15 protein-coding genes are annotated in these 16,869 nt (G+C 64.3%); 6 read left to right on the top strand and 9 right to left on the bottom strand.

What is annotated here, in order from left to right:
* Positions 1–728, bottom strand: a 728-nt coding sequence (locus tag JNK68_00955; GenBank protein MBL8538914.1) for an alkaline phosphatase, incomplete at its 3' end; no start/stop codon positions are given.
* Between the two features lie 201 nt (positions 729–929).
* Between JNK68_00955 and JNK68_00950 the strand changes: the two genes are divergently transcribed.
* Positions 930–1,556, top strand: coding sequence for a histidine phosphatase family protein (locus JNK68_00950; GenBank protein MBL8538913.1), 627 nt, complete (start codon positions 930–932; stop codon positions 1,554–1,556).
* On the opposite strand, the gene JNK68_00945 is transcribed toward JNK68_00950, so the two are convergent.
* On the bottom strand, positions 1,557–1,970 hold the full coding sequence (locus tag JNK68_00945) for an OsmC family protein (protein ID MBL8538912.1): 414 nt from the start codon (positions 1,968–1,970) through the stop codon (positions 1,557–1,559). It abuts the gene before it with no gap.
* Between the two features lie 240 nt (positions 1,971–2,210).
* Between JNK68_00945 and htpX the strand changes: the two genes are divergently transcribed.
* A complete protein-coding gene (htpX, locus tag JNK68_00940; GenBank protein MBL8538911.1) occupies positions 2,211–3,080 on the top strand; it encodes a protease HtpX in 870 nt (289 codons plus the stop codon).
* A gap of 51 nt (positions 3,081–3,131) precedes the next feature.
* Here htpX and JNK68_00935 read toward each other — a convergent pair whose 3' ends face one another.
* The 7 genes from JNK68_00935 to JNK68_00905 all read right to left on the bottom strand — a co-directional run bounded on the left by JNK68_00935 (position 3,132) and on the right by JNK68_00905 (position 13,390).
* Complete coding sequence (locus JNK68_00935) at positions 3,132–4,553, bottom strand: hypothetical protein (protein MBL8538910.1); 1,422 nt, start codon at positions 4,551–4,553, stop codon at positions 3,132–3,134.
* A gap of 258 nt (positions 4,554–4,811) precedes the next feature.
* The gene (locus tag JNK68_00930; GenBank protein ID MBL8538909.1) at positions 4,812–5,816 is read right to left on the bottom strand and encodes a pentapeptide repeat-containing protein; all 1,005 of its coding nucleotides are present in this window, start codon (positions 5,814–5,816) and stop codon (positions 4,812–4,814) included.
* Positions 5,813–6,265: a hypothetical protein gene (locus tag JNK68_00925; GenBank protein ID MBL8538908.1), complete on the bottom strand. Its 453-nt coding sequence runs from the start codon at positions 6,263–6,265 to the stop codon at positions 5,813–5,815. The genes JNK68_00930 and JNK68_00925 overlap by 4 nt, the downstream gene beginning before the upstream one ends.
* Positions 6,266–6,582: 317 nt before the next feature.
* Complete coding sequence (locus JNK68_00920; GenBank protein ID MBL8538907.1) at positions 6,583–8,316, bottom strand: ABC transporter ATP-binding protein; 1,734 nt, start codon at positions 8,314–8,316, stop codon at positions 6,583–6,585.
* Between the two features lie 230 nt (positions 8,317–8,546).
* Complete coding sequence (locus JNK68_00915; GenBank protein ID MBL8538906.1) at positions 8,547–9,494, bottom strand: hypothetical protein; 948 nt, start codon at positions 9,492–9,494, stop codon at positions 8,547–8,549.
* Positions 9,495–9,659: 165 nt separating this feature from the next.
* Positions 9,660–10,946, bottom strand: coding sequence for a ribonuclease H-like domain-containing protein (locus JNK68_00910; protein MBL8538905.1), 1,287 nt, complete (start codon positions 10,944–10,946; stop codon positions 9,660–9,662).
* A complete protein-coding gene (locus JNK68_00905) occupies positions 10,943–13,390 on the bottom strand; it encodes a DEAD/DEAH box helicase (GenBank protein MBL8538904.1) in 2,448 nt (815 codons plus the stop codon). The genes JNK68_00910 and JNK68_00905 overlap by 4 nt, the downstream gene beginning before the upstream one ends.
* Before the next feature lie 86 nt (positions 13,391–13,476).
* On the opposite strand from JNK68_00905, the gene lexA reads away from it, so the two are divergent.
* From lexA to JNK68_00885, 4 genes are all read left to right on the top strand, one after another.
* Positions 13,477–14,079: a transcriptional repressor LexA gene (gene lexA, locus JNK68_00900; protein MBL8538903.1), complete on the top strand. Its 603-nt coding sequence runs from the start codon at positions 13,477–13,479 to the stop codon at positions 14,077–14,079.
* A 128-nt stretch (positions 14,080–14,207) separates the two neighbouring features.
* On the top strand, positions 14,208–15,791 hold the full coding sequence (locus tag JNK68_00895) for a glucan biosynthesis protein D (protein ID MBL8538902.1): 1,584 nt from the start codon (positions 14,208–14,210) through the stop codon (positions 15,789–15,791).
* A gap of 60 nt (positions 15,792–15,851) precedes the next feature.
* On the top strand, positions 15,852–16,046 hold the full coding sequence (locus JNK68_00890) for a type II toxin-antitoxin system VapB family antitoxin (GenBank protein MBL8538901.1): 195 nt from the start codon (positions 15,852–15,854) through the stop codon (positions 16,044–16,046).
* Positions 16,043–16,444 (top strand): PIN domain nuclease, encoded by a 402-nt coding sequence (locus JNK68_00885; GenBank protein ID MBL8538900.1) that lies wholly within the window; start codon positions 16,043–16,045, stop codon positions 16,442–16,444. Before JNK68_00890 ends, JNK68_00885 begins: the two co-directional genes overlap by 4 nt.
* The last annotated feature ends 425 nt before the right edge of the window (positions 16,445–16,869 follow it).

The following is a 16,869-nucleotide window of genomic DNA, read 5'->3' as shown; positions in this document are numbered from 1 at the left end:
CCTCCACCCATCGCCACCTTCAGGCTGTCCTTGACCGCCGGCGAGAGTTCGATCAGCTGGCGCGCGATGTCCTTGACCGTGCAGGATCCTTCGGCGAGATTCGCGGATTTCTCGTACGCACGGATCTCGGCGTCGCTTTCCCAGTCGCGCACGGCGGTGTGAGCGTAATTCGCGGCCGGAGTCGCGTGGGTGAGGCGCGCAGTGGATACGACGCCGGTATCCAGACCCGCGTAGGCAGCCTGTTCGAGGATTGTCGAAAGCGCGGTGGCCTTGACCACCGAGGCATCGCATTCGGAGCGGTGTGTCGTGTGGTTGACCGAAAGCATGCCTTCCCGCGCCTTGTATCCGGTGACCATCGCGGTCATCGTCGGCGCGGAATCGGAGGTCTGCTGATCCCAGGAGTAGGTCTTGGAGAATGCGGTGTAGGGCAGCTTCTCGAAGAAGAGCGCATTTTCTTCCCCGTGCTCGCCGCGCAGTTGTCCCGCCAGGATGCGCGCCGCGACCACCGTCGAAATGCCCATGCCATCACCGACGAAGAGGATCACGTTCCTGGCGCGCCGGTCGTTCGGGTGCAGCCTCTTGCCTTCGGCGATGAAGCGCTGCCCCGAGTGAAACCAGTCCTGTACCCGCTCCGGGCCCCCGGTAACAGGCTGGCCGGCCGACGCCGCCCCGCTACTCAACGCCAAACCCGCCAATGCGGTTCCCACTATCCGGATAAGTTCGTCCATTTCGTCACCTCCCTCTGAAATCGCCGGGGCGCAGGTTCGCACCTGCACACGGTTGCCCACGCGCGTCGCCGGGAAAGGTAGCGCCGCGATGTTACAAAACGCATCGCGGCGCCAGAGTGCAGCGTCAGCAGGGGTGAGGGCTTTGAGATGGGCGTCGCAGACTGCGATAATTCAGGATTGACAAACGGCTGGTGAGCTTCGATGCAGCCATCGACCCGGATCTGCGTGATGCGGCATGGCGAAACCGATTGGAATATCGCCCAGATCCTCCAGGGATGGATCGATGTGCCGCTCAACGACACCGGTCGGCGGCAGGCGCATGAACTCGCACAGACTCTAGCGGATGCCGGCTTCTCGGTGATCGTCTCGAGCCCGCTGCGGCGTGCCCTGGAGACGGCCGAGATCATCGCCGATACGTGGCACATGCCGCCGCCCGTCCCCCACGAAGGGCTGAAGGAGCGATTCTTCGGCTCGGTCCAGGGCATGCCGAAGAGCGAACTCTCCGTCTCGCACCCCGGTCTGCATCAGGAAATCGCGCGCCGCAATCCGGCGGCCGACTTCGACGACGGCGAATCCCTGGACCACTTCGCCGATCGCGTCCTCGCTGCCGTGGTCGACATCGGACACGCATACCCCGGCGCACGGGTGCTCGCCATCACCCACGGCTGGGTGATGGACGTGATCACCCGTCACATCATGCACCTGCCGCGCAGAGCAGTGCTCGGCATCAAGCGGAAGAACGGCGAATCCGTCTGGCTCGAGATCGGCGCCGGCGCGCAGATCGACTCTGCGGATGCAAAGCCACCGCCGCGCCCGCGTGGGCGTTGATCAGAGGTTTCCTGTCGGTGCGAGCTCGGTGCGAACCTCGGTCGTCGCCTGGGTCATCAGCTTGTGCACGGGGCATTTCCCCGCGACGTTGAGAAGCTCCTGGCGCTGCGCCTCGGTAAGCGGGCCCGTCACCGCGAGCACCGCAAGCAGTCGGTAGGTTCCATTGCGTTCGTCGCGATCGTCGCGTTCGACCGTGACCTGGATGTCCTCGACCGGTATGTGCTTACGGGTCGCATACCAGAGAACCGTCAACGCCTTGCAGGCGCCGAGCGCTGCGTCGTACAGATCGTGCGGCGTCGGCCCGGAGTCCTCGCCGCCGATCTCGGCGCTCTCGTCGACCGGGAATGCGTGCTGCCGCACGCGAACGACGTGACGCATCTTCCCAGTCCGATCACGGGTCACCGAGATCTGCATTGCCTTCTCCTTGCGGGAAACAGCGCCACGCGTGCAACTTTCGTCATGTCGGGTACGTGCTCCCGTAGGCGTCGGCGCACGGGTGGAAGTTAACGTACCGGGCGCTGATTGGAAAGAACAACGACCGCGGCCGAGGTCGCCACTGGCGCCGCGCCCGGAACCCGGGTTTCGCTGCGTGGTCCATGGTGCGCAAGGCGGCGTTTCCACGGCCGCCGCTCCTTTCCCGACCCGGAGGCTCGAATGAAGCGCATCGTTCTCTTCGTTCTCACCAACGTCGCCGTTCTCGCGGTCATCACCATCGTGCTCAGGTTGCTCGGGCTCGACCAGGCGATGCAGCAGGAGGGGCTGGCGCTCGGCCCGCTGCTCGCCTTTTCGGCGGTGGTGGGTTTCACCGGGTCAATCATTTCGCTCCTCATGTCGAAGCCGATCGCGAAGTGGTCGACGGGCGCTCACGTGATCAATGGCTCGGAGGGCCAGACCGAGCGCTGGCTCGTGGATTCGGTGCGCAAGCTCTCGGTGAAAGCCGGCATCGGCATGCCGGAGGTTGCGGTCTACGAGGGTGAGCCGAATGCCTTCGCCACCGGCGCCTTCAAGAATTCCGCGCTGGTGGCCGTCTCGACCGGACTCCTCAACTCGATGAAGCCAGAGGAAGTCGAGGCCGTCCTGGCTCACGAGGTCGCGCACGTGGCCAACGGGGACATGGTGACGATGGCCCTGCTGCAAGGGGTCATGAACACCTTCGTCGTGTTCCTGTCGCGCATCGTCGGCACCATCGTCGACCGCACCGTGTTCCGCACCGAGCGCGGCATCGGTCCGGGTTACTTCATCACGGTGATCGTCTGTCAGATCGTGTTCGGTCTGCTCGCGTCGATCATCGTCGCGTGGTTCTCACGTCAGCGCGAGTTCCGGGCCGACCGCGGCTCCGCCCAATACAACGGAACGCAGCCGATGATCAACGCCCTCGCCCGCTTGGGCCGTGTCGAGCCGGGCCCCTTGCCGGAAGCGATCCGCGCCATGGGTATCAGCGACCGACCCGGCTGGATGGCGCTCTTCTCGACGCATCCGCCGATCGAGGACCGCATAGCGGCGCTGCGGGCGTCGGGAAACTAGCGCTGCGATCGATGGCGTCGCGGAGTTCGGGCGGCCGGCGTGCAGGGTCGATCAGACGATCGGCCCGAGCGCTTCGGCGAGGTAGCTCGACTGTTCGGCGGCCGGACAGCAGGCGGTTATCGCGCCCGACGCGACACCCGTCAGCGCTGCCCGGATACGGGCCGCGAATCGTCTCGCTCTTTCCGTCTGTTGCAGCCATCCAACGGGCTGGTTGAAGGGGACGTCGAGCAGTTCGGGCCACAGTCGCTCGAGGAAATCGGTGACGAACCGACCGCTCGCGCGGTACTCGGGCGGCAGGCCGAACCAAAGCTCGAAATTGCGCCGGTGTGCGAGAGGGTAGAGCATGAACTCGTAACCCTCCGGGCACGCGTAGGTCATCGGCCCACCCCACGCGCCAAGACTGTTCTCCATCCATGCCAGTTCCATGATCATGATGGGGTCCAGGTGGGACACCCCTTCGAGCCACGCGGCTGCCTGCCGGAGCGATTCCTCTCTTACGGGTCCCGGGAATTGTGCAACCAGTTCTTCCGGGGTCGGTCTGCCGCCTGACCACTTCTGGCGATCGAGCCTGACCTTTCTCGGATATTCACCACACAGCCCCTCGGTGTAGGCGTGTCGGTTGCCCAGACTCGCCTGACACCGGACCGCATGCTGTCCCCGTGGCGCGCCCGCAGTGAAGCCGGTCCGGTAGAGCCACAGCGCCAGATCTTCCGCCGACGCCTCGGCCCACACCGGCACCACATGATCGAGCCCGTGGCGCCGGCTGATCGCACGCGCCAGGTTCACGTCGATGCGGCCGGTCCGATCGGGAATCGGCAAGGTCGCAAAGCGAATGCGGTCAACAAACGGTCGCGCGCAGGCGAGCAGCATCCGTGAGTCGTGCCCGCCGGTGAGCGACATCGTGAGCGGTCCTCGCTGGACGAGCGCCGAAATGCTGCTTCCAACGGACTCGGCCACGCCAGTCACCGCATCGGCGGGATCGACACCGGACAATTCCGTGCGTGGCCAGATCCGCGTCGCGGTCCATGTAGACAGGTCCAGCACGTGATTCGGCAGCAGTCGGTGCATCCCGTGGCGAGGCGCCAGTCCGAACAGCAGGCGACCCCGTGTCGCGCCCACGCGCAGCGCCGACAGCAGATCAACCCGGTCCTCGGCGTCTTCACCATACGGGATCAGGAACGGCGAGGACGAAAGCATCCCGCGCCCCGGCGCGTAGACGACTGCCAGCGAACCGATGCTATCCGGGTAGACGCAGGCGACGCCAGGAGCCAGCACGATCGCCAGAAACCGTCCTGCCAAGCCATCGAGGTAGCGCTCAAGGCGCTCGATCGAATCGGGTGCGTTTGCGCTCAGTCCGAGTCGGACCGCAGACCCGAGCATTTTTCCCTCGTGAATGGGATGCCCCAGCACCCAACCCATGCATGCGCCGTCGACGTCGACCAGATCAAGGATGGGGAGAGACCCTTCTATCATCAGCGTCCATCCGTCGCATTTGCGGACGGACCATCCTTCGACAGGCGGAAACGCTTGGCGGGTGAGCAGAAAGTGACCAACGAGCGCCGCCGGGGAGAATCTCCCAGCGAGATCGCGAGGGAGAAGCGCTCGGTCAGTCAAGTTCACGCCTCTTCAAAGGGTGGGTCCGGGGACAGACCCGTGGTAACGGTCGCTCACCGTGAGTTGTCGTGCCGGGTGCCCGATGCGAGCGAAGCAACGGGGATGGCCATGCCGCCCTCAAGCATGTTGTGGGCCGCCGGTTCGCAATCCCCGTTGCCGGGGATCGAAGCCGCTCGGAAAGCGAGTGCGCTCATCGTAGATCGTGTCTTCGAACTTCGCCGAATCGAGATCCCTGCAATTCGTGAGATCCGTACCGCGCAGGCTTGCCAGCTTGAAGTTCGCATCCGTGCATTGCGCGCCCATCAGCACGGCATCCTCCAGGTTGGTCTCGCGAAACTGGGCGCCGGCAAGAATTGCGTTGCGCAGTGACGCGCGGGTCAGGTCGGCCTGGTAGAAGTCGGCGTAGGAAAAATCCACCCGCGCCCAGTAGGCATCGCGCGCAGTCGCGCCCGAGAGATCGATTTCGCGCAGATCCCCGTAGCGCGCCTTCGCCGGCTGCGCGGGATCATCGGCCCACGGCTTGTGCAGCGGCAGCGCGATGGTAATCGTCTTCAGGACCTTCGTATTCGCCTCCAGCGCCAATGCGGCTGCAAGGACCTGCTTCGTACGCTTGACGAGTTGCGCCCGTGACTTTTCGTCGTCGTCGAGGCGCCACTCCGAAGGATAGGACTCCAGGATCGAACCGAGCTTGACAGCCGCAGTGGCGCGGAGGATGGGTGCATTCTGATCGGCCAGTTCCGCGATAATGCCCTGGTACACCGAGTCGATGTTCTTGCGGTTCTCGAAATCCAGCTTCTGTTGTGTGGTGCGCGTGAGTCCGATCAGATAGCCCCCGATAGCGCCGGCAACCGTGATGAAGAGCCCGATGGTCTTAAGCCAGAACAGGCTGCCTGAGGTATCGCTGCGAATCTGGTTGACTTCTGCGGCGAGCTTGGCGATCTCGGTTGCCTGCTTCACCTGAGCGGGATCGCCACGCGCCGCGACGTCCGCGGCAAGCTCCGGAATCACGATGACGTCACGCTCGAGAAACGTCTGCGACAGACTGATAAAGAGTCCCATCCCGGCCAGAAGCGTCACGGTGAGGGCGAGAATGACGATCTGTTCACGACGATACGTCTTCATCTGGAGCCCTCCGCTGCGAAAGGCGAGCCGAAACCGCCGCCGTGCCAACGCACGCGAAGATCCGCGACATCGACGTGCACCCACGGCCGACCGAGGAGGCATGCAAATCGGATCGCATACTCGGTCGCGGCAAGTCCGGTATTGTAGGAGCCGTTCCAGACGAATAGCACGACGTGTGACATCCGGACCACCCGCGCCATCGCAGCCAGGTGCGCACGAGGCGACGGACTCGAAAACGGGAGCTCGATGCGCTCGGCAGCAGTTGGCGCAACACGCTCGAGCACGTCCCGATGCGCACCGTGATTCGGGTCCCGCTCGTACCCCGCGAACGGCGAAACGAGCGCAAGGGGGATATCAAGACCAAGCGCTGCACGCGCGAAGAGGCTGTCCGTCCCCGGGGCGAGCGCGGTAACCGCTCGAACGTTCTCGTCCGTCGCGCGCGAGGCCATGAGGACGCCATGACAGCATGCCTCGACGAATCCCCGGACTGCAGGTCTTAGGAAGCGATGTCCGACAACCCCGACGTGCACTGGCGCCACCAGCTATCCCTCTCGTGTATCCGGGCCGAAGACCGTTCGGCGGGCTCACACGAAGGATACGCCGCACTGCTGTCCCTTCGCCGATGAACCTCCATCGCGGCTCCAGGCTCGGAAAGGCACCAAGGACGGACGGTTCGAATCGGACTGCCGGACGCCCTTGCCAACGGTCAGCTTCGCGTCAGCGATGGGGGCGTGGACGTTCCACGGCGCCACCCATACTTACACCGTCATTCGCCTGCAGCCGCGCGGAACCAGGCCGATTCGCGCATCAACTCGGCGTGGCTGCCCTGGGCGACGATCTGCCCCTTCTCCAGCAGGTAGATCACATCGCACTCCCGCACCGTCGTCAGGCGATGTGCGATGACGATCACGGTCTTCTTGTGGGAAAGGCTGTGCAGCGCCTCCATCACGCTTTCCTCGGTGATGCCGTCGAGGGCGCTGGTGGCCTCGTCCATCACGAGCACGCGCGGATCGCGATAGAGCGCCCGTGCGATCCCGATGCGCTGGCGCTGACCGCCGCTCAAGCGCACACCCCGTTCGCCGACCGTCGTCTCGTATCCGTCCGCCAGTTCGGATTCGATGAAGTCGGCGAGATTGGCGATGCGCGCCGCCTGCCGCACTGCTGCCATGTCGATGTCTTCATCCGGGATCCCGAACGCGATGTTGCGCGCGATCGTATCGTCGGCGATGTAGATGTGCTGGGGAACGTAACCCAGATTCTTCTGCCAGCTCGCCAGATTCCATTGCGTGACCTCCACGCCATCGACCAGAAACTGTCCCTCGGTCGGCGCAAGCAGCCCGAGGATGATGTCGACGGTCGTGGTCTTGCCGCAGCCGGTCGGACCCACAATGCCGATCGACGTCAGCGATGGAATGGTGATGTCCAGGTCACGTACGGCTGGTGAGGGCGCGCCCTCGTAACGGAAGGCAATCCGGCGCAGGCGCAGTTCGCGCTCGAACGGCAGGACAGGCGCATCGAGCGTCCTCTGCAGCCGCACCATGCTGTCGAAGCCGCCAGCTCGATCGCCGCCGAGGTCGTGGTAGAGGACATCGAGGGACGCAGCACTGAAACGCACGGAGGTGATCGATGCGAACAACTGCTGCAGAGCCGGCATCAGTCGGTAACCTGCGAATGCATACAGCGCCAGGATCGGCGCGATGTTGGTGCCGCGTTCCCCCCGACTGACGAGGTACATCACCACTATCAGGATGCCGCCAAAGGCGATCGTCTCCAGGGCATAGCGCGGCAGCTGAGCGATGAGGCCCGCGACAACGTTGTTCCGCGCGTGGCGATCGGCCTGCTCCGAGAACCGCTGCAGGAGCGTGAGTTCACGCCCCAGCACCTTCAAATCCTTGATGCCTGACATGGCCTCGCCGGCGATTCGGTGCTTGTCGCGGTTGGCCTTGATCTGCTCCTTGCCGATCTCGGCGAGCTTGCGCCTGGCCGTAAACAGTATCGTCCCGTAGGCGGCGAGGAGGACGCCGGCAATTGCCAGCGCCACCACCGGGTCTACCATGACGAGGAGGGCGATGATGGCGAGGCAAACCAGTGCGCTGGATACGATGGTGGTTGCAGGGGTAAGCACGCCGGTGACGACGCGCATCACCTCCGTGATGACGTTCGACCCGAGTTCGGCCGTGTTGTGTTTGAGGAAGAACTCGTACGGACGCGCGATGTATCGCGCCAACAGACGTCGCGAGAGCGAATAGCTGAGGTGATTGTGGAAACGCAGTGTGAGAAACGTTCCCGCGGTCTTCACGAGATTGCTCATCACCAGCAGCGCAAGCACGACGAGCCCGAGAAAGAGCAGAAAAGACTGGTCGCCCTCGAAGCCTAGAGTGTCATGGGCTACTTTCAGCCAGCGGTTGGTGTGAATCACCTGCGGATTGGTCACGACGGCCATGAACGGCATGAGCGACGCGACGCCCACCACTTCTGCGACCGCCACCATCACGAGCACACACACCAGCACTGCGAGGTTCAGGCGGTCGCGCCTTTCGAGCAATGCAAGCAGGCGGCGGTAGGTAGTCAACATGAGCAATCGGGAGAAAACTGTGTGGAAGGCATGGTGCGATACTAGAACGCCGCGCTCACTGCGGCGCAATCCGGCGCTGGCTGCGCCTCGCGCAGACTCAATGCTGCCACATTCTGCAGCGCCGCCCAAATTGCGGCGCGCAACGTGGCCTGCGGCTATCCCCAGCGCGCGCGAAAACTCGCCAACTCCTCAGGCGTGTAGAAGTGCTGGCAGTAGCGAGAGGCATACATCCGGTCGAGATACTCGCTCGGCAGCTTCAACAACTGCTTGAAGCGCCGGTAAACATCCGCGTAGATCTTGTCCGAAGCGTCGTTGCGCTGGGTCATCTGCGCTGCGTTAGTATGGAAAAACTTCCCGATCGCCTTTGGTCCCACGCGACCGAGATCCTCGAGCCTCAGCAGTAGGACTCGCGAGTTCGGACCGCCATAGATCTCGTAGCCCTGGGACATCGGGAAGGGCTTCGCGAACACGTCGACGCCGAATACCGGCTTGAGTTCGAGATCGAACCACGTCAGCGGGTCGCCACATAATTCGAGCGCTGAGTTCCCCGTTACATTGGATTCGAGAAACAGTTCCACCAAGCGCGAGGCGACCTCGTCCAGGGGCTGGTTTGCCATCTCCTGTGCCGGCCAGAAATCGAACATGAGTTCGAGGTTCTGGAAGAAGGACGAGATGTTCCTCGACATGGGGTCGCGCACGAGCGTCACGACATCCCAGATCGTCCCCGCGGGAGCCGATCTCACCGCATCGCCGAGTTGCTGACCAAGCCAGACGTAGCGTGGCATGAACCGCGTCATCTGGCTTCGGCCCCAGTACGCGCGAGCGCGACCCTTGTAATAGGTTTCGTCCGCCTGCAAGTGCTCGGAGGTGAGCCAGTGCACATGCGCCACGTCGCGACCTTCGAGTATTCCCTCGAGCGTTGCCGCCACCGACGTCGACCCCACCTTGCCAACGGTGTGGACGATCACCGGATTCGTGGTAATCGGATCGGGGAGACCCGACTTGTAGTGGGCCTTCGCGAAATGAAACGAGCGCCTTGCGACAGCGCGCGCGGCGCGCGTCGAGAACTGGCTCCAGGTCGAAGCTGTACGCTCTGACGTCACGTTTCGAGTCTCCGACACACTGTCACACGACAAGACGTTACAGGGGAAGTTTCCGGAAGCCAAACCTTAGTCCGCAGATCAGGCTCGGTCAAGCAACGGTCGTCGACATTGCGGCACTCACCGACGATCGGCGGACGGCTGACGCGCCCCGCTCCTGCCTGGGCGCTACCCCGTTTCATTGCCGTCATGTTTCTCCAGAAGCCCACTACTGCGATCCGCTGTCACGAGACTCGGCGAACGGCGAGTGCGCTCGAGCAATCGGTACCGCCTGCGAACGTGCTCTGGCCGAGCGCCTTGTCGCGCGAGCAGTCGCTCGGTGAGCGTGAGCGCTGCGCCGAAGTCGCGACGTATGTGTTCCTCATATTTCGCAAGCCGCTCCAGCGCCTGTGCAATTCCCTGCTCTGCCAGTTGTTCCCAGATCGGCAACGCGCACAGCCATTCCCCGCGGCGGCGATGCATCTGCGCCAGTTCCAGCAATCCGACCACGCTGAGCGAGTCCGCATGCTCGGCAAGTCCGCGCAGCGCCCCTGCTTCGTCGCCTCGGCGCTGTCGATGACGCGCCACTCCGAGTGCATCTGCCCCGGCATCGTAGCTGCCGCCGAGAACGCCGGCGAGGCGTGCCAGCAGTGCCGACAGAGCGACGAGATCCCAGCGATTGTGCTCCAGCACGCGCGGCACGTCGTCCATTCGACCGCAGCGGATGAAGTCGGCCCAGACCATCGGAACAAGATGCCCGCCGAGATCGTCGCGTCGCACGAAACCAAGCAACCGTTGTTCCGCGGTCTGCAGTCGACAGTCCGGCCAAATGCCCCCGAATGCTGCGCGTGTGGGGTGGAGCAGGTCGATATGCGGCATCACGGTCAGCGATGTCCTGCGCTGCATCAATCGGAACCGCGTTGCGAGCAGCGGCACATCGAAGCACTTCCCGTTGAACGTGACCAGACGGGCAGCGGCGTCGAACCAGGATTGCGCGTGGTCGAGCATCGCGGCCTCACCTGCGAAGCCCGTGAGGAAGTACTGGCGCACGCGCAGTCCCTCGGGCTCGAACCGCGCGAGGCCGAGCACGAACGGCAACGTGCCCGTACCCCCGGCAAGCCCGGTCGTTTCCGTGTCGAGGAAAAGCAGGTCCGACGGCCGCACGGACCCCGTGTCGCTCAGGACATCGAGCGGTGCCTCGTACAAGGCGGCAAGGGGCACATCCCCGTGAACATAGTCGGGAAAGAAGAAACGCTCGACGAGGACGACACCGTCGGCGATGGGGGTTCCCCCCAGCATTGCGGCGACCGTGCCCTCATCGCAGCGTCGCGCTGCACGCCGTGCCGATCGATCGATCAGATGCTGCAGCCGTTCGATCGTCGCCGAAGCGGGAACAACACTCGACGGCGCCACGGCGCCTGCCGCAGTTGCGCCACCCTGCCGCGACAGCACGGCGAGACGCTCCTTCAGATTCACGTCGAGCACGTCCCCGGGCGCAGGAGATCAAGCACACCCAGCGCGGCACGCTTCGGTGAATGGCCCCGTGTCTCGTCGGTGGCGAGAATCGGCCCGATGCACGCGGGGCAGCCATGGCTGCACTCGCAGCCGGCGACCAGGGCACGCGAACGCTCGACCACCTGCTGACGCAAGTCGAAAAGCGGAGCGGAGAGCCCGACGCCACCGGGATAGTTGTCGTACAGATACACCGTCGGACGGAAGTCCCGCATTCCGTGCGCAACGTCCACCGGCTGGCCGTCGAAGCTCTGCGCCGTGCCGCGGCCGTCTCTACCGAGCGTGGCGGACCAGGTCGCATCCGAATCGCCCACCGCGCGCCCCAGATCCTGGCGCTCCGACATCGTGAGCAGCGCTGCAACGTAGTGCATCGCGTAGGCCGCGCCGAGAAACCCGTCGAGTGCCTGCCAGCGGTTCGGCATCGCGGCGAGCAGCGCCTGCGGGTCCGCCTGCCACCACACCGCCGTCGTGTGCAGCTCCTGGTCGGGCAGATTGACGTTGCCATAACCGACGTTCTCGTGCGTGTAGAAGCGGATCTTCTTGTAGCCGGGGATGCGCCGCACGAGATGCACCTCGCCGTTTGCGCAGGTCCCCGCCCCCTGCCGCACCTCATCGAACCGGTCGAGGATCTTGAGCTTCGTGTAATCGATGGCGTCGGTGTAGTAGTCGGCGCGGGTCTTGGTCACGAACGCCTTGCGGCCTTCCCAGTCGAGCCGCTCGACCTGCCACGGGCTCGCCTGCACCAGGTAGATGGCGCCTTCGTGGATGGTCATCGGCGCGGCGGAATAATCGACCTCGGCGATCACCTGCTGCTTGCCATCCGTCGTGTCGATCACGATGAAGTTGCCTTCGGCGACCGAGCGCAGACTGACGGCGTTCGCGGGATAGCTGTCCGCCATCCAGTGCCACTGCGTGCCTTCGCGATGGACGACGCCCTGTTCTTCGAGATATGCGAGCAGCGCCCCGAGATCCTCGCCGCCGAATGCCTCGCCCTCGCGGAAGGGCAGTTCGAAGGCGGCGCAGCGCACATGATCCATGAGGATCAGCAGTTGATCCGGTGCGATGCGCGCATGCTCGGGAGAAGCGCCGAGAAAGAAGTCCGGATTGCGCACGATGAACTGATCGAGCGGCTCGCTGGTGCCCACCAGCACACCGAGGGCCGGACGGTCGCGGCGCCCCGCCCGACCGAGGCGCTGCCAGGTACCGGCGACAGTGCCCGGATAGCCGTTCAGGACACAGACATCGAGCGCGCCGATGTCGACGCCGAGCTCAAGCGCGGAGGTCGCGATGACGCAATCGACATCTCCCGCGCGCAGCTTCTTCTCGGTGGCCCGGCGCTCGGTCGGCAGGTAGCCGCCGCGGTAGGCAAACGTACGCGCCGGCTTGCGCGGATCGCGGTCGAACACGTCCTTCAGATACTTCGTGATGACCTCGACCATGAGCCGCGTGTTGGCGAAGACGATCGTCTTGAGTGCTGAGCGCACCGCCAGGCGCGCGATGCGCGTGGTCTGCGACCGCGCCGAGGCACGCAGACCAAGATCGGCATTCACCACCGGCGGATTCCACAGCAGCAGATGCTTCCTGCCCTGCGGTGCGCCGCTCTCGGCAATCGCCGTCACCGGTGCGCCGATCAACTGCTCTGCCAGCTCCTGTGGATTGGCGATGGTCGCCGAGCACAGCACGAAGGTCGGCTGGACGCCGTAGAACGCGCACACGCGCCGCAACCGCCGGAGCACGTTGGCGAGATGTGAACCGAAGACCCCGCGGTAGGTATGCATCTCGTCGATCACGACGTACTTGAGGTTCTCGAAGAACTGTGCCCACTTGGTGTGATGCGGCAGGATGCCAACGTGCAGCATGTCGGGATTGGAGACTACGACTTCGCCCTTGGTCCGTACGGCAGCGCGCGCATCGCCCGGCGTGTCGCCGTCGAAGGTGCAGGCGCGTACGCCCAGGCCGCCGGCGGCGTTGAGTTCGAGGATCTCCGCGACCTGGTCCTGCGAGAGTGCCTTCGTGGGGAAGAGGTAGAGTGCCTTCGCCTTCGTTTCGAGAGCGGATTGCAGGACCGGCAAGTTGTAGCAAAGCGTCTTGCCAGATGCCGTGGGCGTCACGATGACGGTATGCCGGCCGGAGCGGATCGCGTCCCACGCCTGCCGCTGGTGACTGTAAAGGCGCGCGATGCCGCGTGCGGTGAGCGCCTGGGCGAGACGCGGATCGAGCTCATCCGGAAGGTCCGCAAAAACGCCAGCCCGCGCCGGCAGGATCAGTTCGCCCGTGATACGGCTGCGATACTTCCGCTGGAGGCGTTCGATCAGCCCGTCGATCCCCGTTGCGTCGCCCCGCGGACCGGCATTCGCGTCCGGCACCTCTTCGGATTGGTCGAAGAAGCGATCGATGGCATCCTCCATCGGTTGTTCTCCATTTGTTCTCTCGTGCTAGTATATCGCCCAGCCAAGCACTTGCAAGCACAACCTCGACGCCGAGGCACCTTCACATGTCTCTTACGCGACGCCAGGAAGAGGTCTACCGATTCCTCTTCAATCACCGCTTCGAGCATCCGCCAACGCTCGACGAACTGTGCCGGGCGATGGGCCTCAAGTCGCGCGGATCGCTGCACAAGCTGATTCAGGCGCTGATCGACGAAGGCCTCGTCGAACCCTTCAATCAGAAGCAGCGCGGCATCCGTCTCACCAACTTCCACGAGGCGCCAGAGGAGGACGTCGAACTCCCGTTTCTCGGCTACATCGCGGCCGGCAAGCCGATCGAGGCGATCGAAAACCGCGAGCCGGTGTGCCTTGCCGCCTGGACGCGCAGCGGGCGCGAGTGCTACGTGCTGGGCGTGAAGGGCGATTCGATGATCGAGGACGGCATCCTCGACGGCGACTGGGTCGTCATCGAGCGGCGCGACTGGGCCCACAACGGCGAGGTGGTGGTCGCGCTCATCGACGGCAATGACGCCACGCTCAAACGCATCGAGCAGCGCGCCGGCAAGGTCACGTTGCACCCCGCCAATGCCAGGATGGCGCCGATGACGTATGCGTCCGACCGCGTGACCATCCAGGGCGTGGTGATCGGCCTCGTGCGCAATTTCCGCTGAGCGTCGCTCCCTGGCTGGCCAGCATCGTGGCGAGGACCGCGTCGGCTTGTCTTCCTTCGCCCAATGGGAAAGCGCAACGTCAAGCGTTCCGCGAGATAATGCGCGGCGTTCTTCCAACTTCAACGTTTATGGCCCCCATCACCACCCGCCGCAGCTTCCTGCGATCCGCCTTGGCGCTCGGCCTCGGCGCACCACTCCTTGGCACAGGCGCTTCCGCCCTCGCGCAGCAGAAGTCGATGAACTTGGCGCCACCGGAGAAGTTCAGCTTCGATCTGCTCGTCGAGCGCGCCCGCAAGATGGCTGCGCGCGAGTTCGAGCCGCTGCCGCGCCCCTCGCTCGATGTCGTGTTGAGCCTCAACTACGACCAGTGGGGCAAGATCCGCTTCGACCCGCGCTACGCGCTCTATGCCGATGGCCCGGGTACCTATCCGGTCACGTTCTTTCACCTGGGCGAGTTCTTCCAGAAAGGCATCCGCATGCACGTGGTGGAAGACGGTCGGTCACGGCAGATCCTCTACAGCAACGCGTACTTCGAGATGCCGAAGGACAGCCCGGCGCACAAGCTGCCGGAACGCGTCGGCTTCGCCGGTTTCCGCCTGCAGGAAGCGCGCACGCGCGCAGACTGGCGCACGCAGGACTGGATGGCGTTTCTCGGCGCCTCGTATTTCCGCGCGATCGGTGCGTTGAACCAGTACGGGCTTTCGGCGCGCGGCATCCTGATCGACAGCGTCGAACCTACGCCCGAGGAGTTTCCCGATTTCACCGACTTCTTCATCGAGGAAGGCCGTGCGGCATCCGATCCGGTGCTCGTCTACGCGCTGCTCGATGGCCCGAGCATCTCCGGCGCGTACCGCTTCGCCATCCGCCGCACCGAAGGTGTCGTCCAGGACGTGGAGGCGGCGCTGTTCTTGCGCAAGGACATCAAGCGGCTGGGCTTCGCACCGATTACCTCGATGTATTGGTTCGGCGAGACCGACAAGCGCCGTTTCGAGGACTGGCGCCCGGAGGTGCACGACTCCGACGGGCTCGCGATCTGGACCGGCACCGGCGAGCGCATCTGGCGGCCGCTGACCAATCAGCCCTTTGCTGCCACGGCGAGCTTCCTGGACAACAATCCGAAGGGCTTCGGTCTGATGCAGCGCGACCGCAACAGCGAGAACTACCTCGACGGGGTGAACTACGAGCGGCGGCCGAGCCTCTGGGTCGAGCCGCTGGAGCCGTGGGGCGCCGGCTCGGTGCAACTCATCGAGATGCCCACCAACGACGAGATCCACGACAACATCACCGCCTACTGGCGACCCGCCGCCCCAGCCCGGGCCGGTGCATCCTATCGCCTCAAATACCGCCTGCACTGGCTCGCCGATGAGCCGTTTCCCGCAGCCGCCGCACGTGTCGTCGCCACCCGCATCGGCCGTGGTGGCGAGCCGGGAACCGTGCGGCCGCAAGGCGTCTACAAGTTCGTGGTGGATTTCGCGGGCCCCGCGCTCGATCCGCTGTGGGGGGACACGGTCAAGGCCTCACCGGTGGTGACCACTTCACGGGGCACGATCGGTCGCGCCTTCATCGAGCCGGTGCCGTCGACCCGGCGCTGGCGCGCGATCTTCGACGTCAAGGCCGAAGGCACCGATCCAGTGGAACTGCGCCTCTACATCCAGGGCAACGGCGACGCACTCACCGAGACCTGGCTCTATCAGTTCCGCCCGCCGGCTTGAGCCGGTCGCCTCGATACGGCTATCATGCGATGTGTACAAACTTACTTGGTCGTACACACCATGCGAACCAATATCGTGATCGACGACAAGCTAATGGCCGAGGCGCTTCGCGCCACCGGCCTCAAGACCAAGCGCGAGGCGGTCGAGCTTGGCCTCAAGACCCTCCTCCAAATCAGTAAACAAGGAGACATCCGGCGCCTGCGCGGCAAGGTCGCGTGGGAAGGCGACCTCGATGCCATGAGGCGGGACAAGTGATTCTTGTCGATTCCAGTGTCTGGATTGACTATTTCCGCGGGGCCCCGTCGCCGCAGGCGGAAAAACTCGACGGCCTGCTTGGCGAGCACCCCCTGGCGATAGGTGATCTGATTCTGACCGAGGTCCTTCAGGGTTTCCCGAACGACCGCCAGTTCAACGCGGCGAAGCGCCTCCTCGGCACCCTTACGTTTGTTGCCCTCGGGGGTGAAACAGTTGCAGTGGAGGCTGCGAGGAACTTCAGGCGTCTACGGGTGCTCGGGGTGACCGTGCGCAAGACCATCGACACGATCATCGCGACGCGCTGCATCGTGAGTGACTATGATCTCCTTCACAGCGACAGCGACTTCGATCCGTTCGAGCAGCACTTGGGTCTTCGCACTGTTCGCTGTGGCATCTGATCGCTCTTGGCGCAACAGTCGGTTGCCGATATCTCGGGACGTGCACAGCGCGTCGAACCTTCGGGATTCAGAGAGCAACGACATAGCCACATCAGGCGGGCGATGATCTCCAGCGGGCGCCCGAAGCTCGAATTCCTTCGGCGCAAGCGCCTTCACCAATGCGTCATCGGTCTGGAACAGCGTAAAGTGATTGATGTTCCGTCGACCGAGGGTGTTGGCCGAGAACGCCATCTTCTCCGGGCGGAATAACCTAATAATCAACCTGCTGTTTCGTGCAGCCCCGCGTCCGTGGGAAAATGCTGGATTTTCATCGGCGAGAACCTCCATGAACGATCCCACTCCCGTCGCGGATGCCCAGGGTGCCACCGTCGAACTCGACTTTGGCTTCCGCTTCGAGGACCTGTACGAATCCCAGGCGCTGCGGC

Source organism: Betaproteobacteria bacterium (genome assembly GCA_016791345.1).
Classification (GTDB): Bacteria; Pseudomonadota; Gammaproteobacteria; order Burkholderiales; family JAEUMW01; genus JAEUMW01.
This window is presented reverse-complemented; position numbering and strand designations above follow the sequence as displayed.

Excerpts from the sequence above, each read along its gene's own strand:
- JNK68_00935 (MBL8538910.1), bottom strand. The coding sequence starts at position 4,553 with ATGATAGAAGGGTCTCTCCCCATCCTTGATCTGGTCGACGTCGACGGC.
- JNK68_00925 (MBL8538908.1), bottom strand. The coding sequence starts at position 6,265 with ATGGCCTCGCGCGCGACGGACGAGAACGTTCGAGCGGTTACCGCGCTC.
- JNK68_00890 (MBL8538901.1), top strand. The coding sequence starts at position 15,852 with ATGCGAACCAATATCGTGATCGACGACAAGCTAATGGCCGAGGCGCTT.
- JNK68_00930 (MBL8538909.1), bottom strand. The coding sequence starts at position 5,816 with ATGAAGACGTATCGTCGTGAACAGATCGTCATTCTCGCCCTCACCGTG.
- lexA (MBL8538903.1), top strand. The coding sequence starts at position 13,477 with ATGTCTCTTACGCGACGCCAGGAAGAGGTCTACCGATTCCTCTTCAAT.
- JNK68_00950 (MBL8538913.1), top strand. The coding sequence starts at position 930 with ATGCAGCCATCGACCCGGATCTGCGTGATGCGGCATGGCGAAACCGAT.
- JNK68_00945 (MBL8538912.1), bottom strand. The coding sequence starts at position 1,970 with ATGCAGATCTCGGTGACCCGTGATCGGACTGGGAAGATGCGTCACGTC.
- JNK68_00895 (MBL8538902.1), top strand. The coding sequence starts at position 14,208 with ATGGCCCCCATCACCACCCGCCGCAGCTTCCTGCGATCCGCCTTGGCG.
- JNK68_00905 (MBL8538904.1), bottom strand. The coding sequence starts at position 13,390 with ATGGAGGATGCCATCGATCGCTTCTTCGACCAATCCGAAGAGGTGCCG.
- htpX (MBL8538911.1), top strand. The coding sequence starts at position 2,211 with ATGAAGCGCATCGTTCTCTTCGTTCTCACCAACGTCGCCGTTCTCGCG.